The 22,220-nt window shown below is 62.8% G+C and carries 22 protein-coding genes and 3 pseudogenes; 5 read left to right on the top strand and 20 right to left on the bottom strand.

Annotated features, from left to right (window positions below; translation table 11 throughout):
- Positions 1 to 63 precede the first annotated feature (63 nt).
- Positions 64 to 765 (top strand): annotated as a pseudogene (locus EGT36_RS07700) (tyrosine-type recombinase/integrase); the annotation flags it as partial.
- A 48-nt stretch (positions 766 to 813) separates the two neighbouring features.
- Here the strand turns inward: EGT36_RS07700 and istB are convergent.
- Complete coding sequence (gene istB / locus EGT36_RS07695; RefSeq protein ID WP_037095010.1) at positions 814 to 1,707, bottom strand: IS21-like element ISRel5 family helper ATPase IstB; 894 nt, start codon at positions 1,705 to 1,707, stop codon at positions 814 to 816.
- Positions 1,704 to 3,209 carry an IS21 family transposase gene (istA, locus tag EGT36_RS07690; RefSeq protein WP_125270226.1) on the bottom strand — a complete coding sequence of 502 codons (1,506 nt, stop codon included), beginning with the start codon at positions 3,207 to 3,209 and terminating at the stop codon, positions 1,704 to 1,706. The genes istB and istA overlap by 4 nt, the downstream gene beginning before the upstream one ends.
- 181 nt (positions 3,210 to 3,390) lie before the next feature.
- Here istA and EGT36_RS07685 point away from each other — a divergent pair.
- Positions 3,391 to 3,951, top strand: a pseudogene (locus tag EGT36_RS07685) (tyrosine-type recombinase/integrase); the annotation flags it as partial.
- Here the strand turns inward: EGT36_RS07685 and EGT36_RS07680 are convergent.
- The 14 genes and pseudogenes from EGT36_RS07680 to EGT36_RS07615 all read right to left on the bottom strand — a co-directional run bounded on the left by EGT36_RS07680 (position 3,941) and on the right by EGT36_RS07615 (position 14,714).
- A complete protein-coding gene (locus tag EGT36_RS07680; RefSeq protein WP_125270225.1) occupies positions 3,941 to 4,213 on the bottom strand; it encodes a helix-turn-helix transcriptional regulator in 273 nt (90 codons plus the stop codon). The pseudogene EGT36_RS07685 and the gene EGT36_RS07680 overlap by 11 nt on opposite strands.
- 231 nt (positions 4,214 to 4,444) lie before the next feature.
- The gene (locus EGT36_RS07675) at positions 4,445 to 4,660 is read right to left on the bottom strand and encodes a DUF2274 domain-containing protein (protein WP_125270224.1); all 216 of its coding nucleotides are present in this window, start codon (positions 4,658 to 4,660) and stop codon (positions 4,445 to 4,447) included.
- A 2-nt stretch (positions 4,661 to 4,662) separates the two neighbouring features.
- Positions 4,663 to 5,805, bottom strand: coding sequence for a TraB/TrbI/VirB10 family type IV secretion system protein (locus EGT36_RS07670; RefSeq protein ID WP_125270223.1), 1,143 nt, complete (start codon positions 5,803 to 5,805; stop codon positions 4,663 to 4,665).
- The gene (trbG, locus tag EGT36_RS07665) at positions 5,802 to 6,761 is read right to left on the bottom strand and encodes a P-type conjugative transfer protein TrbG (protein WP_125270222.1); all 960 of its coding nucleotides are present in this window, start codon (positions 6,759 to 6,761) and stop codon (positions 5,802 to 5,804) included. The genes EGT36_RS07670 and trbG overlap by 4 nt, the downstream gene beginning before the upstream one ends.
- On the bottom strand, positions 6,758 to 7,447 hold the full coding sequence (trbF, locus tag EGT36_RS07660; protein WP_125270221.1) for a conjugal transfer protein TrbF: 690 nt from the start codon (positions 7,445 to 7,447) through the stop codon (positions 6,758 to 6,760). The genes trbG and trbF overlap by 4 nt, the downstream gene beginning before the upstream one ends.
- Positions 7,444 to 8,796, bottom strand: coding sequence for a P-type conjugative transfer protein TrbL (gene trbL / locus EGT36_RS07655; RefSeq protein ID WP_125270220.1), 1,353 nt, complete (start codon positions 8,794 to 8,796; stop codon positions 7,444 to 7,446). The genes trbF and trbL overlap by 4 nt, the downstream gene beginning before the upstream one ends.
- A 3-nt stretch (positions 8,797 to 8,799) precedes the next feature.
- On the bottom strand, positions 8,800 to 9,078 hold the full coding sequence (gene trbK-alt, locus EGT36_RS07650) for a putative entry exclusion protein TrbK-alt (protein WP_125270219.1): 279 nt from the start codon (positions 9,076 to 9,078) through the stop codon (positions 8,800 to 8,802).
- A gap of 20 nt (positions 9,079 to 9,098) precedes the next feature.
- The gene (gene trbJ / locus EGT36_RS07645) at positions 9,099 to 9,866 is read right to left on the bottom strand and encodes a P-type conjugative transfer protein TrbJ (protein WP_125270218.1); all 768 of its coding nucleotides are present in this window, start codon (positions 9,864 to 9,866) and stop codon (positions 9,099 to 9,101) included.
- A complete protein-coding gene (gene trbE, locus EGT36_RS07640; RefSeq protein ID WP_125270217.1) occupies positions 9,863 to 12,307 on the bottom strand; it encodes a conjugal transfer protein TrbE in 2,445 nt (814 codons plus the stop codon). The genes trbJ and trbE overlap by 4 nt, the downstream gene beginning before the upstream one ends.
- 12 nt (positions 12,308 to 12,319) lie before the next feature.
- Positions 12,320 to 12,598: a VirB3 family type IV secretion system protein gene (locus EGT36_RS07635; protein WP_125270216.1), complete on the bottom strand. Its 279-nt coding sequence runs from the start codon at positions 12,596 to 12,598 to the stop codon at positions 12,320 to 12,322.
- Entirely contained in the window at positions 12,598 to 12,870 is a 273-nt protein-coding gene (locus EGT36_RS07630; protein ID WP_285294195.1) for a TrbC/VirB2 family type IV secretion system protein, read from the bottom strand. The genes EGT36_RS07635 and EGT36_RS07630 overlap by 1 nt, the downstream gene beginning before the upstream one ends.
- Before the next feature lie 92 nt (positions 12,871 to 12,962).
- Positions 12,963 to 13,949 carry a P-type conjugative transfer ATPase TrbB gene (gene trbB, locus EGT36_RS07625; RefSeq protein ID WP_125270215.1) on the bottom strand — a complete coding sequence of 329 codons (987 nt, stop codon included), beginning with the start codon at positions 13,947 to 13,949 and terminating at the stop codon, positions 12,963 to 12,965.
- 279 nt (positions 13,950 to 14,228) lie between these two features.
- Positions 14,229 to 14,381 (bottom strand): annotated as a pseudogene (locus EGT36_RS07620) (transposase); the annotation flags it as partial.
- 18 nt (positions 14,382 to 14,399) lie between these two features.
- A complete protein-coding gene (locus EGT36_RS07615) occupies positions 14,400 to 14,714 on the bottom strand; it encodes an ArsR/SmtB family transcription factor (protein WP_210211226.1) in 315 nt (104 codons plus the stop codon).
- Between the two features lie 49 nt (positions 14,715 to 14,763).
- Here EGT36_RS07615 and EGT36_RS07610 point away from each other — a divergent pair, with 49 nt between their 5' ends.
- Together EGT36_RS07610 and EGT36_RS07605 are read left to right on the top strand one after the other, a co-directional pair.
- Positions 14,764 to 15,582, top strand: a complete 819-nt coding sequence (locus EGT36_RS07610; RefSeq protein WP_125270213.1) for an alpha/beta fold hydrolase — start codon at positions 14,764 to 14,766, stop codon at positions 15,580 to 15,582.
- Between the two features lie 445 nt (positions 15,583 to 16,027).
- A complete protein-coding gene (locus EGT36_RS07605) occupies positions 16,028 to 16,408 on the top strand; it encodes a nuclear transport factor 2 family protein (RefSeq protein ID WP_125270212.1) in 381 nt (126 codons plus the stop codon).
- A 51-nt stretch (positions 16,409 to 16,459) separates the two neighbouring features.
- Here the strand turns inward: EGT36_RS07605 and EGT36_RS07600 are convergent, their stop codons facing one another.
- The 4 genes from EGT36_RS07600 to EGT36_RS07585 all read right to left on the bottom strand — a co-directional run bounded on the left by EGT36_RS07600 (position 16,460) and on the right by EGT36_RS07585 (position 20,803).
- Positions 16,460 to 16,921: a ribbon-helix-helix domain-containing protein gene (locus EGT36_RS07600; RefSeq protein ID WP_125270211.1), complete on the bottom strand. Its 462-nt coding sequence runs from the start codon at positions 16,919 to 16,921 to the stop codon at positions 16,460 to 16,462.
- Between the two features lie 10 nt (positions 16,922 to 16,931).
- On the bottom strand, positions 16,932 to 18,914 hold the full coding sequence (locus tag EGT36_RS07595; protein ID WP_125270210.1) for a conjugal transfer protein TraG: 1,983 nt from the start codon (positions 18,912 to 18,914) through the stop codon (positions 16,932 to 16,934).
- Positions 18,915 to 19,059: 145 nt separating this feature from the next.
- Positions 19,060 to 20,010, bottom strand: coding sequence for a LysR family transcriptional regulator (locus tag EGT36_RS07590; RefSeq protein WP_172965629.1), 951 nt, complete (start codon positions 20,008 to 20,010; stop codon positions 19,060 to 19,062).
- Positions 20,011 to 20,164: 154 nt separating this feature from the next.
- Positions 20,165 to 20,803: a LysE family translocator gene (locus EGT36_RS07585; RefSeq protein WP_125270208.1), complete on the bottom strand. Its 639-nt coding sequence runs from the start codon at positions 20,801 to 20,803 to the stop codon at positions 20,165 to 20,167.
- An 87-nt stretch (positions 20,804 to 20,890) separates the two neighbouring features.
- On the opposite strand from EGT36_RS07585, the gene EGT36_RS07580 reads away from it, so the two are divergent.
- Positions 20,891 to 22,219: an aminotransferase-like domain-containing protein gene (locus tag EGT36_RS07580; RefSeq protein WP_125270207.1), complete on the top strand. Its 1,329-nt coding sequence runs from the start codon at positions 20,891 to 20,893 to the stop codon at positions 22,217 to 22,219.
- Position 22,220: the final 1 nt, after the last annotated feature.

The raw sequence follows: 22,220 nt of genomic DNA, 5'->3' as shown, positions 1-22,220 counted from the left end.
CATTTTGGCCTGACGGTATTTTTGGGGCTCTCTGACGTTTCTTGAACGAAATCGGAGGGTCCGATGCTTACTGATGCTGCGATCAAGTCACTGAAACCAAAGGATAAATTATACAAGGTCTCTGACCGTGACGGTATGTACGTCGTCGTGAACCCGTCGGGCGCCGTGGTATTCCGCTATGACTACCGTATGCACGGTCGAAGGGAGACTTTGACGCTCGGCCGCTACGGGCCGGCGGGCCTCTCTCTGGCCCGTGCGCGGGAGAAGTTGATCGACGCGCAGCGCTCGATTCAGGAAGGGCGGTCGCCCGCCCAGGAGAAGCAGCGCGAGAAACGCCGCATCAAGGAAGCGAAGAGCTTCGGCGAGTTTGGCGAACGCTGGCTGCAAGAGCACCGGATGGCGGAAAGCACCCGCGCGATGCGGCGCTCGATCTACGAGCGCGACATCCTGCCGACGTTCCGCAACCGGCTGCTGACGGAAATCACGCCTGAGGATCTCCGGGCGATGTGCGATAAGGTGAAGAAGCGGGGAGCGCCGGCCACGGCCGTCCATGTCCGTGACATCGTGAAGCTGGTGTTCGCATTCGCCAAGTTGCACGGCGAGAAGGTGCCGAACCCCGCCGAAGAGGTCGGGCCTGCCTCGATCGCGACGTTCGTTCCGAAGGACCGTTCGCTCTCGCCCGCCGAAATCCGGGTCATGCTCGGCCAGCTTGAGCATGTGGCGACGTTGCCGACGATCCGGCTCGGCCTGAAGCTGATCCTGCTATAGCGCGGCGATTAGGATGAGACGCGGGCGACAATCTGGATGAGATTCTTAGGTCGCGGTCGGGGTCAGATTATCATGCTGATTGTCGCTGACAAGTTCTTCGTCATTTTCTGATTGCCGCTCCGCGACAGACAGCGTTGAGGTCCTGATTGTCGCAAACGAAGCGGGTCGGCCTCGCTGGCGCTTTTCCTCAAGTGCTGCTCTGCGGCGATAGCTTTCGACATTCATCTCGAAGATCGTGGCATGGTGCACGAGCCGGTCGACTGCGGCGAGTGTCATGGCAGGATCGGGAAAGACCCTGTTCCACTCTCCGAACGGCTGATTGGCGGTGATCAGGATCGACCTGTGCTCGTATCGGGCCGAGATCAGTTCGAAGAGCACACTTGTTTCCGCCTGGTCCTTGGTGACGTAGGCGAGGTCATCGAGGATGAGCAGGTCGTATTTGTTGAGTTTGTCGATGGCTGATTCAAGCTGGAGTTCTCGACGGGCAACCTGAAGCTTCTGCACAAGATCGGTGGTTCGGGTGAACAGGACCCGCCATCCGTTCTCAATCAGCGCGAGACCGATGGCAGCAGCAAGATGGCTCTTTCCTCCGCCGGGCGGACCGAACATGAGGATGTTCGCTCCCTTGGCGAGCCAACTGTCGCCGGCGGTAATTGCCATGACCTGGGCCTTCGAGATCATAGGTACAGCGTCAAAGGCGAAGCTGTCCAAGGTCTTTCCAGGCGGCAGGTGCGCTTCGGCGAGATGCCGTTCAATCCTGCGATTTGCACGTTCTGCCAGCTCGTGCTCGGCAATAGCCGACAGGAATCGAGCTGCTGGCCATCCTTCCCGGTCCGCCTGCTCGGCAAATTGCGGCCAAAGCGTTTTAATTGTCGGCAACCGAAGTTCGTTGAGCATGATACCGAGCCGTGCTTCATCGATGGCGTGTGCGTTCTTCATGCGGCTTCTCCCGTCCCGATCAGGGCCTCATAACCGTTAAGCGATGCGAGTTGCACATGAACGGTCGGCAGCTTGGCCGGGTCCGGACCGAAGAGCGCTCGCATGGCAGCCAGGTTGGGTAACTCACCAGCATCGAGTGTCCTGGCCAATTCTTCGGCAAGTTCGCGTTCGCAGCCGCGGTCATGCGCCAGTGCCAGAAGCTCAACGGTGATCTTGCAAGCCTGCTTATCGGGAAGATGTTCGGTCAGGGCCTCGAAGGCCTTGCGATATTCTTCTCGCGGGAAGAGCTTGTCGCGATAAACGAGGCCACGGAGCGCCATCGGCTTTTTACGCAGGGAATGGATGACGTGGTGGTAGTTGACGACCTGGTCGTGTCGCCCGTCAGCGTGGCCACGTCCCCGGCGCAACGTCATCAGATGCGTACCGCCAACGAAGACATCCAGCCGATCGTCGAACAGGCGAACTCGTAACCTGTGGCCGATCAGGCGGGACGGCACGGTGTAGAAGACCTTGCGCAGGGTGAAGCCGCCCGTCCGGGACACAGTGACAACAATCTCCTCGAAGTCCGTGGTCCGGCGCTCAGGCAGCGACTGCAGATGGGACCGCTCTGCATCGATACGCCTGCCATGGGCAGCGTTGCGACGGCTGACGATCTCGTCGACAAAAGCGCGGTAAGAACCGAGATCGTCGAATTCCTTGGTGCCCCGCATCAGCAGGGCATCGTGAACAGCGTTTTTGAGATGACCATGCGAGCTTTCGATCGAGCCGTTCTCATGCGCGACACCTTTGTTGTTGCGCGTCGGGGTCATCCGATAATGGGAGCAAAGCTGATCGTAACGGTGTGTGAGATCGACCCTGGCGTCGGCATCGAGGTTGCGGAATGCCGCCGACAGGCTGTCGCTGCGATGATAAAGCGGCGTACCACCCACGGACCACAGGGCATTTTGAAGTCCTTCGGCCAGCGCGACGAAGCTTTCCCCGCCGAGAATGACATGGGCGTGTTCGAAGCCCGACCAGACGAGCCGAAAGTGATAGAACAGATGATCAAGCGGCTGGCCGGCGATCGTTACACCAAGGCCGCTGGCGTCGGTAAAATCCGAAAGGCCCAGTCGGCCTGGCTCGTGCGTCTGGCGGAAGATGACCTCCTGCGCTTCGCCATTGACAGCACGCCACGACCGGATGCGTCGTTCAAGCGTACGGCGGATACCTTCAGATAGTTCTGGATGTCGGCGCAGCATCTCGTTGTAGACGGCGACGGCACGGATGCCAGGGGCGGCCTTCAGCAGCGGGACGACTTCAGTCTCGAAAATCGGCTCGAGGGGATCAGGGCGGCGACGTCCACGCGGCGCTTTGCTCTGAGATGGTAGGTGTACCTTCTTGTCGAGGCGGTATGCCGTGGCTCGGCTGATCGACGCTTTTGCCGCGGCGATCTCTACGGAATGCGTTTGTCGGTACTTCATAAAGAGTCTCATCTGATGATCGGTTAAATGGCGACCCGGCACAAACTGGTTCTCCAATCCAGAAAACCGCAAATGTACCGGACCGACCGCGATCTTGAGACGCCGAAAATCTGCGCCACGCCGGGGTATGACTACGATCGGGCTACGCCCTCACTTCGTCACACCCCGGCGCAAGTCTCATCCTGATTGACGCTGAATCTCACCTTGATTGCCGCTATGCATCCTGCTTACCATGGTCCGCAAGAGCGAGCTGCAGGACGCGGTGTGGGATGAGGTCGACTTCGAGAATGCCGTGTGGTCGATCCCGAAGGAGCGCATGAAACGCTCCAAGCCGCACAACGTCTATCTGTGCGAACAGTCGCTCGACATCCTCGTCGCGCTCAAGACCTGTGCCGGCAATTCGCGCTACCTGCTGCCGTCGCGCTACGACGCGGATGCGCCGATGTCGCGCGCGACCTTCAACCGCGTCACCACGGCGGTCGTCGTGCAGGCCAAGAAGGCGGGACTGCCGCTGGAGCCCTTCACCGTGCATGACCTTCGTCGCACGGGCTCGACGCTGCTCAACGAACTGGGCTTCAACAGCGACTGGATCGAGAAGTGCCTGGCTCACGAGGACGGACGTTCTTCGCGCGGCGTCTATAACAAGGCCGAGTATGAGCACCAGCGCCGGCACATGATGCAGGAATGGGGCAATCTGATCGACGCATGGGTCGGCGGCCAGAAATACACCCCGACGCTCTATCCGACCTCCATGGACCTTCTGGCCCCGGAGCCTAGCCTTTGACCGGACGGGTCTTCCTGAGCGTGACGTCGGGCGCCGGCGCACGCTTGGCCGTCTTCGCTCTGGAGGCTCGGCGACGTTCTTCGAGCCAAGCCTCAACCTCGCCGAGATCCCATACCACGGTTCGAGAGGTCAGGTAGAAGCGCTGCGGAAACTCGCCGCGCTGCTCCATGTCGTAGATGGTGGTGTCGGCCAGGGGGACGATCTCGCGAAGCTGGTCCCTGCGGATGGTGCGTTTGCTAAGAGGGGGCGACGGCTGGTTCATCGTCCATCTCCGCCGCGTCCGATCCCGCCAATCCATGTGTTCATGCCAGACCTCCTTCGTTCAACCGGGTCAGCGACTTGGCTGCATTCCCGGCGTCTGGCGAACCATGGCGAAAGATCTCTGGCCGGTAGCGTGCCGTATTTAAGCACATATGTGTGCGGCACCCCCGTCATCTGCGGCGCAGGTCATTTGCGTTTGCACCATTCCACACCGGCAATCGGCTTAGAGCGATCAACCTGTTGACCGTCGCGCCTTGGCGAAACCGCGGTCGGTGGCGATGAAGCGTTCGAGCATCGGCACGATCAGCTTGGCGGGCTCGATGGGCGCGCCGCCTTCGGCCAAGAGGCGGCCGTAGTCGGACAAATCGCGATGGAGCGTCGCTGGCAGCTCCAGCGTAATCTTGACGGGTTTATCATCGGCGATGGGGCCGAGTTTCAGCTTGGTCATGGTCAGCTCCTGTAGGGTTCGAGCACCAAATCCTTTGTAACGATGACGCGCACCGGGAAACCGGGCCGGATGGTCAGCGTCGGGGCAACCTGCAACTGGCGCTGGACGATCTGCTGACCGGCCTGATTCACGGTGTCCTGAGCACCGTCGCGGATGGCGCGGATCAGGCGGTCATTGTCGTCGGTGGCGAGTTCCGCGCCGACGCCAAGCAGGGTCGAGAGCGCGGCGGCCTTGGCGAGATCCCACCAATGATAATCGACACCATCCTCCAAACCGGCATAGCCCTGCGTGTCCGCGCCCGGCTGGCGCTCGAGAACGATGGAACGGCCGTTCGGCATGATGAGGCGGTTCCAGACGAGTAGCACGCGGCGCTGGCCGAACTGGACGCTGTTGTCATACTGGCCGATCAGCCGCGTGCCCTGCGGCACGAGCAGGATGCTGCCGGTCGGGCTGTCATAAATGTTCTCCGTGACCTGCGCGGTGATCTGGCCGGGAAGATCGGAACGAATGCCGGTGATAAGCGCGGCCGATATGACTGCGCCTGCCTGAAGCACGAAGGGCGACGCCGGCGGCGTTACGCGATCCGGCGTGACCGTGCGCCGGTCCGCTGCGGCGTTGAGGAAGGCCAGTTGCCGGTCCTGTGCGGTCGGTTGCCCTGCTGCGGCGCTACCGGCGTCGAAACCGGCAAGGCCCGGCATTGCGCCCGGTGTCGCGGCGGTCGAACCCTGCCTCGTCTGGAAGAACACGGTGCTGAGGCGTGCGGCTTCCTCCTCGGCGCGGCGGCGCTGCTCGGCCTCGTCGACACCCGGCGTCGGAACGACGGCCGACGCGACCGGCTGACCGGCATTCTGCGCGGACAGGATCGGGCCGCCGAGATCGCCCGGCAGCGCTGGCCCAAGGACGGGGCCGGTGTAGTCACGCGGCAGGCCGGCGAGACCGTCGGCGGTCTGGCGGTTGTTGGTGGAGTATAATTTCTCGCCGCCATCGCTGCCCGTGCGTGTCTGGAGCGCGTAGATCAGTGCCCCGCCGATCCCGACCAGGGCGACAGCCGCGACGCTGGCGAGCATCTTGCGTGACAGGCGCGTGACGCGCGGAGCTTCGGCGCGCAGGCGCATCGGAGCGGCGTTGGATTCGGCTTCACTCATGACTGCGGCCTCCCGTCAGTGCGGACGATCCTGACGGTCTGCTGGCGGTCGCCCGCGCCAAGGCGCAGCTCGGCCGCGCCGAACAGGCGATCGACGATCAGGATGTGTTGATGGATGCGAGTGTTGGCGATCTGGGCCTCGCCTTCGGGGCCGATGACAAAGATCGGCGGCATTTCGCCCTGCACGATGCCGCGCGGGAATTCGACATAGACACGGCGGCCGTCGTCATAGACGGCGACGGGCTTCCATGGCGGATTGACGCTGCCGGTCAGGCCGTAACGGTAGTTGCGCGCGGTGACGACAGGGATGACCGGCGTTGCGGGAACCGCCTGACGCCCGCCACCTGCCGGCTGTGGATAGGACCAGGACACGGCGGGCATATAGGGCTTCTCGCCGGAACGCAGCTCGACCATGTAGGTGCGCCGGTCGGTGGTGATGACGAGATTGGTGGTGATGTCGGCGCGCGTCGGCTTCACCAGCACATGCACGCGGCGGGCGACGCCGGAACCGGATTCGGTATCGCCAATGATCCAGCGGGCGGTATCGCCAGCGGCGATCGGTCCCGCGCCCGTCAGGGTCTCGCCGGGTTCGAGCGTGATGCTGGTGATCTGGCCGGGCGCGGCATAGACCTGATAGAGCGCGCCTTCCGACCACGGATAGACCTGTATGGCGTTGAAGTAGCCCTCCCGGCGCGGCTGCACACGGGCAGCGACATTAGCGTTTTCGACGCGGCCGGTCGCGGTGCTGGCCGTCTGGCCCCCGCGTGCGACCGTCCAGGCGGGAGGCACATGCAATGGCTTCAGCCGCTCATCCGTCACGGCGACGGGAATGGCCGGCAGCGGCGGGACGCTATTGTCGTAGCTGATCTGCGGCGGTTTGGTGGAGGCGCAGCCGGCGAGCATGGTCGCCGAGAGCAGAACGGCCGCGATGGCGGGCTTGCGAATAGCGCGGTTCATTGGCCCATCTCCCGCGACCAGTTGATGGCGTTGACATAGATGCCGAGCGGATTGGCTTTCAGCCGTTCCGCGTCGCGCGGCGGCTGCACGGCAATGGTCAGGATCGCGGTCCAGCGTTCTGTGCCCGAAAGCTGGCCGTTCTCGAAATGGCGTTCCGTCCAGGCGACGCGGAACGAGTCGGGCGATGCGCGGATGACGCTGGAGACATCCACGGCGATCTGCTGCTTGCCGACCTTGGTGAAAGGGTCGTTGGTGCGGGCGTAGTCGTTGAGCGCGCCTGCTCCGCGATCGGTGGTCCATTCATAGGCGCGAAGCCAGTTCTGCCGGACGATGATCGGATCGGCGGGGATGCTGCGCACCTGTTCGATGAAGCGGCCGAGATGCCACGCGATCTGCGGATCGGTCGGGCGGAAATCGGCGGTCGCAGGGGCGACGGTCTGGGCCTGGCCGAGCTTGTCGACCTGCACCACCCAGGGAACGACGGTGCCCTGCACCGACTGCCAGACGAGAGCGACGGCGAAGCCTGCGGAAAGAACTAGCGAGCCGAAGGCCATGTAGCGCCAGTTCTTGGCCTGCACGCGGGCCGAGCCGATACGCTCGTCCCAGACCTGGGCGGCCTTCTGGTAAGGCGTCTCGGGTTGAGGTGTTTTGCCGTAATGCGCGGCAGGACGCTTGAAGAGATTCATGAGCGGTCACTTTCAGAGAGGTTGACGGAGGAACCGGAGCCGTGGCTGTCGCCGGAGCGGACGGCATGAGCCGTGGACTGGACGCCGTGGGAGAGACGCTGCGAGCGCTGCATCCGCTTCGCCCAATCGGGTTGGCCGTTGGTGGTCTGGGTGGCGGATGCGTCGGCACTGGCATCGGCGGAGCCGCCAATGGTCCCCATGGTCGAGGAGCCGCCCGTCGCGCCAAAACCGCTCTTCACGCCATCGGAGAAGCTGGATTTGACGCTCGCCGCCGCACGGCGCAGCGGCGACAGGGCGGCGGAGCCTGCCGCGCGTCCGACGCCGCCCATGCCGGATGCCGCGCCCGCTGCGCCGGACTGGCCGAGCGAACCGAGGCTGAAGGCGGCGGATGCCGCGCCGGCTGCGGTCGCGCCACCACGCACGGCGGCAGCGCCGGTGGAAAGCGCGGCTGCGCCGCCTTTGGCGGCAAGGCCGGCAGCGCCAGCACCGGCGAGCACCATGCCGCCTGCGGCAAGGCCGGTGCCAACGGCAGCGCCAGCGCCTAGCTGGGGGCCGCCAGAGACGAGGCCGTTGGCGATGCCGGGACCGAAGATGCCGAGGCCAAGCAGAGACAAGGCGGCGAGTACGACGGCCATGGCATCGTCGATGCTCGGCGTCTGACCGCCGAAGCCCTGCGTGAACTGACTGAAGAGCGTCGAGCCGATACCGATGATGACGGCGAGCACCAGAACCTTGATGCCGCTGGAAATCACGTTGCCAAGCACACGCTCGGCCATGAAAGCGGTTTTTCCGAAGAGGCCGAATGGGATGAGGACAAAGCCGGCGAGCGTCGCCAGCTTGAACTCGATCAGCGTCACGAAGAGTTGGATCGCCAAAATGAAGAAGGCGAGGATGACCAGCGCCCAGGCGAAGAGCAGGCAGGCGATCTGGATGAAATTCTCGAAGAAGGCGATCCAGCCCATCAGGTCGGAGATGGATTCGAGCAGCGGCCGCGCCGCATCGAGGCCGGTCTGTGCAACCTTACCGGGGCGCATCAGGTCGGCGGCTGAAAACCCGGTCCCGCTGGCCTTCAGGCCGAGGCCGGCGAAGCTGTCGAAGACGATCTTCGCCAGGTTGTTCCAGTTGCCGATGAGATAGGCGAAGACGCCGACGAACAGCGTCTTCTTTACCAGCCGCGCGATGATGTCGTCATCGGCGGCCCAGGACCAGAACAGCGCCGCCAACGTCACGTCGATGACGATGAGGGTTGTGGCGATGAACGCCACCTCGCCGCCGAGCAGCCCGAAGCCTGAGTCGATATAGCGGGTGAAGGTTCCGAGGAAATTGTCGATGACGCCTGCGCCGCCCATGGCTCACCGCCCTTCGGGGGCGGCGGGCGCGGGCGCGCGGCCAAGGAAGCGGTCGCGGGTTTCGGCCCAGACGCGCATGCACTCGCTATTCTCGGCCGCCTTCTGCCCAAGCTGCTGGCACCGGCGTTGTCCTTCGCGCAGCGGATCGCGCGCGGGCTCCTGAAGGCTGGCCGGCGCGGGCGCCGGAGCCTCTTCCTTGCGGGTCATCTCGATCGCGGTCGCCGTGATGGCGACCGCGACGAAGACGATGGCGCCCAACCGGGCCAGCATCTTGCCGTCCATGATCCTCCTCCCTTCCGGCCTCAGTTGCCGTTGCCGAACATCCACGCGTTGCCGGGCGAATAGGCGGTTCCCGGCGTCAGGAAGCGGCGGCGCTGTTCGCGGCCCTGTTCGGCGGCTGCGGCGCGCTCGGCCTCGGTTAGCGCACCCGCGCGGCCATTGGCGGCGAGGAGCGCGACGAGATCGGAAAGCTGCTGGGACTGGAGCGCGAGGAGCTGATTGCCCGCCTGCGTGGCCTGAAGCGCACCGGTCGCACCCTGGCTCTGCCCGATCAGCGCTGACATCTGCGAGCGGTTGGTGTCGATGTTGCCGACGACGCCAGCCTGCACGCGCATCGCATCCTGAAGGCCGCCGACGGTGTTTTTCCAGCGGTCGCGCGCTCCCTTGACCATCTCGGCGTCGGTCGCCGACATCGAGACATTGCCGTATTGGCTCTGGAACGCCTGATCGACCTTCTGGATGTCGAAGGCGATGTTCTGCGCCTGGCCGAGAAGCTGCTGGGTGCGCTGCACGTTCTGCTGCAAGGTCTGGAGGGCCGAGAACGGCAGGCTGGCGAGGTTCCTGGCCTGATTGATGAGCATCTGCGCTTCGTTTTGCAGGCTCGTAATCTGATGGGTGATCTGTTCTAGCGTGCGCGCCGCCGTCAGGACGTTTTGCGCATAGTTGGTCGGGTCATAGACGATGCGGCCAAAGCCGAAGGCGTGGGCCGGCTGCGTCGCCAGCATGGGCGAAACCGCGAGCATCGTTGCGGCCAGGACGGCGGCGCGCGAGCGGGTAAGACGGGTCTTCATGGCAGAGTCTCCTTTTCTGCTTGGGGGAAGTTCGGGATGAGATCGGCGGCCCAACCGGCGTCGCGGGCGCGCAGCCACGCGGCGAGGAAGCCGTCGCGGCCGTGTTCGGCGACGAGGTTCGCGATCAGGGTCTGGTCGGATTTGGAGGATGCGGCGCAGAGCGCGAGGCCGACTTCGCTGAGCCCCAGCTCGAACAGGCGGTTGCCGCGCCGCGACTGGCAGTAATAGTCGCGCTTGGGCGTGGCCCGCGCGAGGATTTCGATCTGGCGGTCATTGAGGCCGAAGCGCCGATAGATCGCCGTGATCTGCGGCTCGATCGCGCGTTCGTTCGGCAGCAACAGCCGCGTCGGGCAGCTTTCGATGATGGCCGGCGCGATGCTCGAATTGTCGATGTCGGACAGGCTTTGCGTGGCGAAGATGACCGATGCGTTCTTCTTGCGCAGCGTCTTCAGCCACTCGCGGAGCTGGCCGGCAAAGCCTTCATCGTCCAGCGCCAGCCAGCCTTCGTCGATGATGAGCAGCGTCGGCCGCCCGTCGAGCCGGTCGCCGATGCGGTGGAAAAGATATGACAGGACGGCAGGCGCGGCCCCCGTGCCGACCAGGCCCTCGATCTCGAACGCCTGCACGGCGGCGGAGCCCAGATGCTCGGTCTCGGCGTCGAGCAGCCGGCCATAGGCGCCGCCGACGCAGTAAGGCCGGAGTGCCTGCTTGGTGTCGTTGGACTGGAGCAGGACCGCGAAGCCGGTGATGGTGCGTTCCTCGACGGGCGCCGAGGCGAGCGAAGTCAGCGCCGTCCAGATGTGCTCCTTCACTTCCGGCGTGATGACGATGCTTTCGCGCATGAGGATCGCAACGATCCAGTCGGCCGCCCAGGCGCGTTCGTAAGTGTCGTGGATTCGGGCGAGCGGCTGGAGCGAGACCGAGGCGTCCGAGCCCTCGGTCAGCCCGCCGCCGAGATCGTGCCAGTCGCCGCCCATGGCGACGGCGGCGGCGCGGATCGAACCGCCGAAGTCGAAGGCGAAGACCTGGGACCGCTCGTAGCGCCGGAACTGCAAGGCCATGAGGGCGAGCAGCACGGATTTGCCCGCGCCAGTCGGGCCGACGACCAGCGTGTGGCCCACGTCCCCGACGTGGAGACTTAAGCGGAACGGGGTCGAGCCTTCGGTCTTGCCATACAGCAAGGGGGGCGCACCGAAATGCTCGTCCCGTTCCGGCCCCGCCCACACCGCGGAGAGGGGGATCATGTGGGCGAGATTGAGCGTCGAGATGGGCGGCTGGCGGACATTTGCGTAGGCATGTCCGGGCAACGAGCCGAGCCAGGCATCGACGGCATTGACGGTTTCGATCATGGCCGTGAAGTCGCGGCCCTGAATGACCTTCTCGACCAGGCGCAGCTTCTCGTCGGCGAGACGCGGATCGGCGTCCCATACCGCGATCGTCGCGGTGACATAAGCCATGCCCGCCACGTCCTGACCGAGTTCCTGCAAGGCCACGTCGGCGTCGGCTGCTTTGTTCGCGGCGTCGGTGTCCAAGAGGGCGGACGCCTCGTTGGTCATCACTTCCTTGAGGATCGCGGCGATGCTCTTCCGCTTCGCGAACCACTGGCGGCGGATTTTGGTCAGCAGCTTCGTCGCGTCGGTTTTGTCGAGCAGGATCGCCCGCGTACTCCAACGATACGGAAAGGCCAGCCGGTTGAGATCGTCCAACAAACCGGGCGTCGTCGCGGTCGGAAAGCCGATGATGGTGAGGATGCGCAGATGCTCGGAGCCGAGGCGCGGTTCCAGCCCGCCGGTCAGCGGCTGATCGGCGAGCAGCGCATCGAGATAGATCGGCGTCTCGGGGACGCGCACGCGATGCCGGTTGGTCGAGACGGTCGAATGAAGGTAGGTCAGCGTCTCGCTGTCATCGAGCCAGGCGCATTCGGGCATGAAGCCGTCGAGCAGCGCCAGCACGCGATCCGTGCGATCCACGAACGTGCGCAGGATCTCGTTCGGATCGACGCCGGTTCGCTCACGGCCCTCATAGAGCCAGGTTTCGGCGCGGGCAGCTTCCTCGGCCGGCGGCAGATAGAGGAAGGTTAGGTAGTAACCGGAGACGAAGTGAACGCCTTCCTCCTCGAAGTCGGCTTTGCGCTCGGCATCGACCAGACCGGAAGCGGCGTCCGGAAAGATGTCGTTCGGATAGGTCGCTGCCTGATGGCGCTGCGCCTCCACGAAGATGCTCCAGCCGGAGCCGAGACGACGGAAGGCGTTGTTGATGCGGCCGGCGACGGCGACCAGTTCGGCGGCGACGGCGCTATCGAGATCAGGTCCGCGAAACGACGCCGTGCGCTGGAACGAGCCGTCCTTGTTGAGGACGACACCGGGGCCGACCAGCGCGGCCCATGGCAGGAAATCGGCAAGGCGGCTGGCGCTGCGGCGATATTCGGCGAGGTTCATCATGGCGAGGCCCCCTCAGACCGACAGGTTGGCGGGGATGCGCAGATGCCGGCGGCCGACTTCCACGAAGAGTGGATCGCGTTTCGCGGCCCAGACGGCGGCGAAATGGCCGATGGCCCAGATGGCGAGGCCGACCAGCCAGAGGCGCAGGCCGAGGCCCACGGCCCCGGCCAGCGTCCCGTTGAGGATCGCGATGCTCCTTGGCGCACCGCCGAGCAGGATGTGCTCGGTCAGCGCGCGGTGAACCGGGACGGTGAATCCCGGCACACCCAGTTGTTCGAAAGCGACCGCCATCAGACCAGCGCCCCGCCGCCGAAGCTGAAGAAGCTGAGGAAGAACGAGCTGGCCGCAAATGCGATCGACAGGCCGAAGACGATCTGGATCAGCTTGCGGAAGCCGCCCGACGTATCACCGAAGGCGAGCGCGAGGCCCGTGGCGATAATGATGATGACGGCAATGATCTTGGCGACCGGCCCCTCGATCGACTGGAGGATTTTCTGGAGCGGCGCTTCCCACGGCATGGATGAGCCGGAGGCATAGGCCGGCGGCGTCGCCGTCATCACCATGATGGTGACAAGTGCGGTCGAGGCAGCGAGACGGTCATAGGCACCGCGCAGAACGGAAGGCTTCGGCGGTTTTTGGACATTGATCGGGGGCTTCATGGGGGGTCTCCTGTGCTGGTGGGGATGGCTTGGGTGATGGCGTAGTCCCCGTCCGGGCCGAGCCCTTCGACACGGGCGAGTTCGGCGAGCCGGCGCGCGGAGCCGCGGCCGGAGAGGACGGCCACGAGGTCGATCGTCTCGGCGATCAGCGCGCGCGGGACGGTGACGACGGCCTCTTGAATGAGCTGTTCGAGCCGGCGCAGCGCACCGATGCCGGTTCCGGCATGGATCGTGCCGACGCCGCCGGGATGGCCGGTGCCCCAAGCTTTGAGGAGGTCCAGCGCCTCGGAGCCGCGCACCTCGCCGATGGGGATGCGGTCGGGACGCAGGCGCAGCGAGGACCGCACGAGATCGGAGAGCGTGGCGACGCCTTCCTTGGTCCGCATGGAAACGAGGTTGGGCGCGGCGCATTGCAGCTCGCGCGTATCCTCAATGATGACGACGCGATCGGTGGTCTTGGCAACTTCTGCGAGCAGCGCGTTGGTCAGCGTGGTCTTGCCGGTCGAGGTGCCGCCCGCGACGAGGATGTTGGCGCGCGATGCGACGGCTTCGCGCAGCGTCGCGGCCTGATCGGCGGTCATGATCCCGGCGGCCACATAGTCGTCGAGGGTGAAGACGGCGATGGCGGGCTTGCGGATGGCGAAGACCGGCGATGCGACGACGGGGGGAAGCAGGCCCTCGAACCGCTCGCCAGTCTCGGGGAGCTCGGCCGAGACGCGCGGCGACCGGGCGTGAACCTCTGCGCCGACATGGTGGGCGACCAGGCGCACGATGCGCTCGCCATCGGCGGGCAACAGCATCTCGCCGGTGTCGGACAGTCCTTCGGAGAGCCGGTCGATCCAGATGCGCCCATCGGGGTTCAGCATCACTTCGACGATGCCGTCGTCCTCAAGGAAACGGGCGATGGCCGGGCCGAGCGCGGTGCGCAACATGCGCGCGCCGCGCTGGATCGCCTCTGGTTTGTGATGAGTAGAAGAAGTCATGCCGTCCCCAAATCCGAGGGGACGCAACAGACAGTTCCCCGATCGGGGATGATTAAAAGAGCCCGAAATCGGGCCTGTTCAACAAGTATCGAGCGCCGTGCGGAAGTCGGCGGCTATCGGCGGTGAATAGGATGGGTATCGGGAAGCGACGTTTGGAGCCGGTACTGATGCTGAGCGTAGGTCAGTTATGATTCGGTCTGATGCGTAGAAGGCGACATGTCGCAAAACTGTCCGGCCAATCAGGGAGTGTCAGGAATTCTGTGCAGGGGGCCGGTTTCATCAGTTGAAGAACCGCTCGCCGAAGATAACGGCGAACTGTGTTTTTGCCTCGACCCACCCTCGCGGCGCGCGCTTCCACTGCTCGGCCGCATTATTGAGAACCAGATATAACAGCTTCATAGCCGCTTCGTCACCCGGGAAATGCCCGCGTGACACTGGCAGATGGCAGACCTATCCTGGTGAGGAAAGCTCTCCCGCCAACCAGTCCAGATAGTCCCTGATAGCGGCCTCATCCCGCTTACAATACGACCATTTCAGGTGCTTCCGCACCGTGATGAACCCCGCTTGCTTGAGAATTTCCAGATGCCGACTTGCCGTAGGCTGCGCAACGGCTAGGGCCTCGGCAATCAATGTCATGCAGACGCCGAACTCGACCGGATCGGCGGACCATTGATGGCCGAAATGCTTTTGCGGTTCCGCCAGCAGTCGGAGGACCGTTAGGCGCTGCTCGCTCGCCATGGCCTTGATTTGGGTTGCTCTGTCCATGTTTTCTATCATATAGTCATTTAGCTAAATTACAATGCGAGTCGTTATCATGCTGGACCTGCCCAACACCACGATCATCGAAGGAAATGCCGTTCGTTGGGGTAAGATTGGGAACGGGCTGCCACTGGTGGCGCTTCATGGGACACCCTTTTCCTCGCAAGTCTGGCGCAGAATCGCGCCACAGCTCGCCGACCGTAGGACGATCTACTATTTCGATCTGGTCGGCTACGGGCTGTCGGAGATGCGCGAGGGGCAAGACGTGTCTCTGGCCGTGCAGAACAAGACCCTCGCCGCTCTGTTCGCAGAATGGGACCTCGACCGCCCCGATGTGTTGGCGCATGATTTCGGCGGGGCTACGGCGCTGCGCGCCTATTACCTGAACGGTTTGCGCTATCGTTCCATGACTATCTTCGACGCCGTTGCCCTTGCTCCTTGGGGGTCCGCTTTGGTGCAGCATGTGCGCAAGCATGAAGCTGCCTTCTCAGGGATGCCGGACTACATGCACCGCGCGATTCTGCGAGCCTACTTGCAGACCGCCGCCTATAATCTGCTGTCAGAACAGGCATTGGAAATCTACAGCGCACCGTGGTTCGGGGCAGTAGGGCAGCCCGCGTTCTATCGGCAGATCGCGCAGATGGATCAGAAACACACCGATGAGGTCGAAGGACGTTACGAGCGGATGGAATGCCCGGTGACAGTCCTTTGGGGCCAAAATGACGAATGGATACCCTTCGAGAAAGGCGTGGCCCTGGCGACGGCGATCTCCGATGCCGAGTGCATCGCCATACCGGATTCCGGGCATCTTGTTCAGGAAGATCGCCCCGAGGTTATCGTGGCGGCTGTCCTGAAGCAGCTCGCCCAAGGGTAGCACGGCATTATCCGCAGAGCTTGTCGGCATGTCGCAAAAATCCCGATTAAAGCGAGATTTTCGCGCCTGATTTTCAATCCGTAGCAGAATATGGATTTTTGCGAATACCACAATGGCGCTAACTTGATTGTCGATTCTTCATTGGGTTTCAGCGATCGTCGCTGTGTCGTCAGGGGAATTGATATCCTGCGGCAGCTCCGTCGGAAACCTGTCGCGAGTCGCCAGACGCTTGCCGGGTGTGGTCTGCACGATGCTGACGAAGCGCTTGACGCGAGCCGCAACCTACGCGGCTTCGGCCATCGGCGATGGTGGCACTTGTGCGCGTGACCCTGCGAAAGCGTTGATCTGGAAGGACCGCCGCATCTAGATTTGGCAGCTATAGACGGCGTTGACGCAGCACAGGGCTCCGAGCAAACCCCGTTATCGTACAAACTGGAGGATCATCATGGAAGGTGTTGTCGAAATTGAGCGCTGCGAACAGCAACTGCGCGAGGCTATGCTACGCAGCGATGTCGCGCAGCTTGATCTTCTGCTGAGCGACACGCTGATTTTTATCAATCAGGACGGAGCGCGCCTTACCAAAGCGGATGATATCGCCGCGCATCGGACAGGCCTGCTGACGATCACGGCGCTCTCCGAGAAAGGAGAGCGCATCATCCAAAGCTTTGGTGATACCGCGACCGTCTGCCTGACCACTGAGGTGGCCGGCGAGTACGCGCTCCAGAAATTTGTCGGTACCTTTGCCTACTCGCGCGTATGGCATCACAAGGACGGGCGCTGGCAAGTTGTGCTCGCGCACTGTTCGGCCGTCAATCTTGCAGATTAAATCATCGACGCTGTGTAGCGGCAATTAGACACTCCGGAAAATGATCAAAGATTAGGCGGGTTGGTTGCTCGTCTTTGGCGCTTCCGTCTCGACTTCTGTGGTGAGCGATCCGACATCACGCGAAAGGTCTTTGAGGAACCTGTCGCCGGTCGCGAGGCGCTTGCCGAGCGATTGCAGAAAGCCGTCGAACCGCTCCGCGCCCTTGGCGCGCGCCGATGCCTGCGCATTGTCGGAAAGCGGCGGGGTGAAGATCAACCAGTAGCGGACGAAGAGCGCCAGCGTCTCGCCGAGCACGGCGACATCCTCGTCGAGCGCACCGATCTGGCGGCCGAGCCGGTCAAGCCGGCGCGACATGGCGGCTTCCAGCTTCTCGCTGGTGTCGCCCGACAGGAAGGACGCCACGGCAGCTTCAACGATGGCGGATTTGGAGATGTTGCGGCGGAGCGCCAGCGCCTCGACCTGCTTGAGCAAGGTCGGATCGAAATAGACGTTCATGCGGGTGCGTGAGGTCATGGGCGGCTCCTCAAAGCTCGATGCCGTCATTGGGGTCGAGCGAGGCTTGCCGCGCGACCATCCGCATCCGTGCCCGCATGGCGCTCGCCTTGGCGGCGTCGACATCGGGCTCCTCGTCCAGCAGCTCGAACTCCTGCGCGGGCGATGGCGGCGGCAGGATTTCTTCATGCTCGGGCAGCTCGGGTTCGCGGCGGATGCCGGCATTGGCGGGATCGCCGCCGTCATCCCCGTTAGCGCCGGCGCCGGCATGGCCCGCCGCGGCCACGACGCGGCCGGACCAATCATCGGTTGTCGGAGCATTGGCCGGCGTCGCGGCCAGCTCGGGCGGCGCGATGATGCGCTCCTGCAAGCGCGCATCCTCGAAATACTTCGCCTTGGTCGCCTTGATCGGCGGGGTGCCGGCGACCATGACGATTTCCTCATTGGGCGGGAGCTGCATGATCTCGCCGGGCGTCAGCAGCGGGCGCGCCGTCTCCTGCCGCGACACCATGAGATGGCCGAGCCATGGTGAAAGCCGATGGCCGGCATAGTTGGTGGCATCGCGCAGTTCGGTCGCGGTGCCGAGCGCGTCCGACACGCGCTTGGCGGTGCGCTCGTCATTCGTCGCGAAGCTGACGCGCACATGGCAATTGTCGAGGATGGCGTTGTTCGGGCCATAGGCCCGTTCGATCTGGTTGAGCGATTGGGCGATCAGGAAGCCCTTGAGGCCGTATCCGGCCATGAAGGCGAGCGCCGATTCAAAGAAGTCGAGCCGGCCCAGCGCCGGAAACTCGTCCAGCATGAGCAGTAGCCGATGGCGCTTCCCCGTCGTGGTCAGCTCCTCGGTCAGCCTACGGCCGATCTGGTTGAGGATCAGGCGGATCAGCGGCTTGGTGCGGTTGATGTCCGACGGCGGCACGACGAGGTAGAGGCTAACCGGCCTCCTGCCGTCAACAAGATCAGCGATGCGCCAGTCGCAGCGGGCGGTGACGCGCGCGACGACCGGATCACGGTAAAGACCGAGGAACGACATGGCGGTCGAAAGCACGCCCGAGCGTTCGTTGTCGGATTTGTTCAGCAGCTCGCGCGCCGACGATGCGATGACGGGATGCACCCCCGCCTCGCCGAGATGCGGCGTGTCCATCATCGCGCGCAAAGTGGCTTCGACCGGGCGGCGCGGATCGGAGAGGAAGTTCGCGACGCCGGCCAACGTCTTGTCGGGCTCGGCATAGAGGACATGCAGGATCGCGCCGACAAGCAGCGAATGGGAGGTCTTTTCCCAGTGGTTGCGTTTGTCGAGCGAGCCTTCGGGATCGACCAGGATGTCGGCGATGTTCTGAACGTCGCGGACTTCCCATTCCCCTTGCCGGACCTCCAGCAACGGATTGTAGGCGGACGATCGGGCATTGGTCGGATCGAAGAGCAGCACTCGGCCATGCTTCGTGCGAAAGCCAGCGGTCAGGCCCCAATTCTCGCCCTTGATGTCATGGACGATGCAGCTTCCCGGCCAGGTCAGCAGCGTCGGCACGACGAGGCCGACGCCCTTGCCGGAGCGTGTCGGCGCGAAGCAAAGCACATGCTCGGGGCCGTCATGGCGCAGATAGTCGCGCTCGTATTTGCCGAGCACGACACCATCGGGACCGAGTAGGCCGGCGCTGCGAACTTCCTTGTCCTCGGCCCAGCGTGCCGATCCATAGGTCGCGACATTGCGCGCCTCCCGCGAGCGGATGATCGACATGGTAATCGCGGCGACGATGGCGAGAAGACCGCCGGACACAGCGATGATGCCGCCCTCGGTGAAGATTGTCGGCGCATAGGCGTCGAAGGAGAACCACCACCAGAAGAAGGCCGGCGGATAGTAGATCGGCCAGCCTGCCAGCTCGAACCACGGACTTCCAAGCTGAGGCTGAAATCCTAGACGCCATGCGATCCATTGCGTGGCCGCCCACATCATCACGAACACGAGGGCCAGGACGATGACGATCTGACCCCAAAGGATTCGGCCTCCACGCATACAAGCTCCAATCGGTAAAAGCTGTCGGAGCCGATCAGAGAATAGGCGGTTTCGCGAGGGACAAGAAGAAACGTATAGCTGGAGGGGTTCCGGTTACTATCGGCGGTAAAAAGGACGGGGCACGCTTGTGCTACCGTCCGTCTTGTTACTGAGTCATCGGTCTAGCCGATTCGTGTTGGATACGTTTGAGTGGGTCAGCTTGGCCCATCTTATTCGCAAGTGCCAGCAGGTTTCGCAGTGCCGCGCCCTGATTGAATGGCGACCAAACCGCCGAAAACGCTACTGGTTGAGGCTCGTCAGTAATGGGGAGGAAAACGACACCGGACACTGACAGCAGAGCTGTGGCAGCTCCGAAGATGGTGATACCAAACCCCTGTCCGACCATCGACAACAGAGTGTCGCGTCCGACATCGACACGAAGGATTGATGGCGCAGGCCATAGCCCGGCAAGACGTAGCACGATGTGGTCATGCACCTGTGGTCCGGTACTGCCATAGCGGACCAAGAAGGTCTCTTCTGCCAGCTCGCTCCAGGTAAGAGAGGATTGACGCGCCAACGGATGCCGCTCAGGTAACGCGACCATTAGCGGCTCGGTCCAGATTGGCCGAGTATGGCAATCCGGCAATTCGGGTGTTCCGGCTACGAACACGACGTCGAGCCGGTTGGAGCGCAAATGCATGAGCGTTTCGCGGGCTGTGCCCTCAAGGATCTCGATATCGACACCTTGATGCTTGTCGCGGAAACGCTCGATTAGCCTTGCGAGGAAGCCGCCAGAAATGAGAGCGTGGACGCCGATACGCAAACGTCCGCATTCTCCCGACGCGGCCATGCCGGCAGTGTTTACCGCATAGTGAATTTGATCAACACCGACGGCGACAAGCTCAACAAAGCGGCGACCGGCTTCTGTTAGCCGAACACCTCGCGCATGACGCTCAAACAGAATGACACCGAGATCTTTTTCTAGCGCCTTCACACGCGCGCTGACGCTTGACAGGCTGACGCCGAGTGCTCTGGCAGCGTGACGAAAGTTAAGATGTTCCGCTACGGCAAGGGTCTGGATCAGCGAGACGAGAGGGATGCGCGAGCTTAACGCCATCGGCGTCTCCCTTTGCGAAGCATTCGTCGAGGCCAAACGCCGGCGCCGCATTGCTATCCGCTCCCAATCGCCTGAAAGCTTGCGTTCGATGGCGGTATGAGCAGCGGCAGGCATTGAAACGATAGAGAAAAGAAAGGCGCGCTCATTGGTCTCTTCACGGCCCCTGATGATCGAGCGCCAGCTTGACGGCTAGCGCAGCCAAAACACCTGCCATCATTCGTTGCTGGAATTTCAACCAGGTCGGACGTGTCGAGAACCAACTCGCCACAGACCCTGCCGTACAAACGATTGCGAGATTGACGGAAAAGCTCACCGCAATCTGCGTCAGGCCCAATGTGAAACTCTGAAGCAGAAGATGCCCTTTCGTCGGATCGATAAATTGAGGAAGTAACGAAAGATAAAGCAGTGCGATCTTCGGATTCAGCAGGTTGGTGACAAATCCCATGAGGAACAGTTTTCGGGGGCCATCAATGCCCAAATCAGTTCTTGGAGAGAGGACAGACGTTGCGCCAGGTCTGATGGCGTTCCACGCCAGATAGAGGAGATACGCCGCGCCGGCCCACTGGAGAGTTTCGTATGCGTAAGGTACGGCCAGCAGGATCGCTGTTAGCCCGAATGCTGCGCTCACCATGTAGAAGACGAAACCGAGTATTACCCCGAGCAACGAAATAAACCCCGCCTTCCGTCCCTGAAGAATAGAACGCGTTAGCAAATAGATCATGTTGGGGCCTGGGGTGAGCACCATCCCAAGCGAAACCAATGCAAAAGCTGACAAACTAACCAGGGACACCATTAAAAAAACGCTCCAGACAGGTTCCCTAGTAATATTGCCCCGACTATGATATCGGTGCAAAATAAATATTGCACTCGGAGCAATTGAATGAGTGACTTCCGCGAGATTGCCGATGCGATCGCATGCGACATTGCCTCCGGACGCTTGCGGCCGGGAGAACGCCTGCTGCCACAACGCGAGTTTGCCTATCAACGGGGAATCGCCGCGTCCACGGCCAGCCGAGTTTATGCGGAACTCTCGCGACGGGGATTGATTTCAGGAGAAGTCGGCAGAGGGACTTTCATCAGGTCGGCGCTGGCCCAGTCTGATCCTGCGCTTACCGAGCCAGCTTTCGCCCCGCTCGATCTCGAACTGAACTTTCCGATTTTGCCTGAACAGGCCGCCGATTTATTGCAAGCCTTTCACTCTACGCTCCGGTTGGACACGATTCACCAAGCGCTCCAGCCTGTCGGGGCAACAGCTTCGCTCCCGGCCAGGACAATCGTATCAGGATTTCTGGCTCGCGGTGGGTGGACGCCGGAGGCTGCAAACATTCTGTTCACTGGCAACGGCAAGCAAGCAATCGCCGCGGCCGTGGCAGCGCTCGCCAGACCTGGCGACAGGATTGGCGTTGAAGCGCTGACCTATCCTGTCGTCAAAGGCATTGCCGCGCGGCTCGGGGTATCGCTGGTGCCGCTCAAACTCGATGTGGAAGGTATAGTGCCCGATGCACTTCTGGAAGCACATCAGGCGGGGCCGTTGAATGCAATCTATCTTCAACCGTGCCTGCACAACCCGCTGGGCATTACCATGGGTGTTTCTCGACGACGAGAAATCGCCAGGATACTTCAGCAAACTGACATGATTGCAATCGAGGACGCGATCTATGGCTTTCTCACTGACGCGGAGCCGCTGGCGGCTCTGGCGCCTGACCATGTCATTGTGGTTGACAGTTTCTCGAAGCGTGTCGCGCCTGGGGTGACTTTGGGCTTCATCGCCTCGCCAGCACATCTGTGCGATCGGATCGCTGGCGCCATACGCGCCGGCGCATGGTCCGCTTCGGGATTGCCGCTCACGGTGGGTTTGCAGTTGATCGTGGACGGGGCGGCTGACCGAATTGGTAAGCTCAAGCGGGACGACGCGGTTGCACGACAGGCGATGGCACGAGATGTGTTATCTGGCTTGAGAATGTCGAGCGATCCTCGCGCATACCATCTTTGGTTGGAGCTGCCCGGTGAATGGAGGGCAGAGACCTTCGTCGCGGCAGCATCCAAGCGCGGGATCGCCATCTGTGGGGGAAGCGCGTTTGCAGTTGGCCCAGGCCATGCACCGAACGCCGTGCGAATTGCGCTTTCAGCGCCGCCGCGCGACGCTCTGCTTGCAGGCTTACGAATGCTGCGCAGTTTGATCGGCGAAGATATTGCTGATGTCGGGTAGC

This window comes from Agrobacterium sp. FDAARGOS_525, from assembly GCF_003938925.1.
Lineage (GTDB): Bacteria > Pseudomonadota > Alphaproteobacteria > Rhizobiales > Rhizobiaceae > Agrobacterium > Agrobacterium pusense.
Note: the sequence above shows the minus strand (reverse complement) of the source record. Positions and strands in the feature narration are given on the sequence as shown.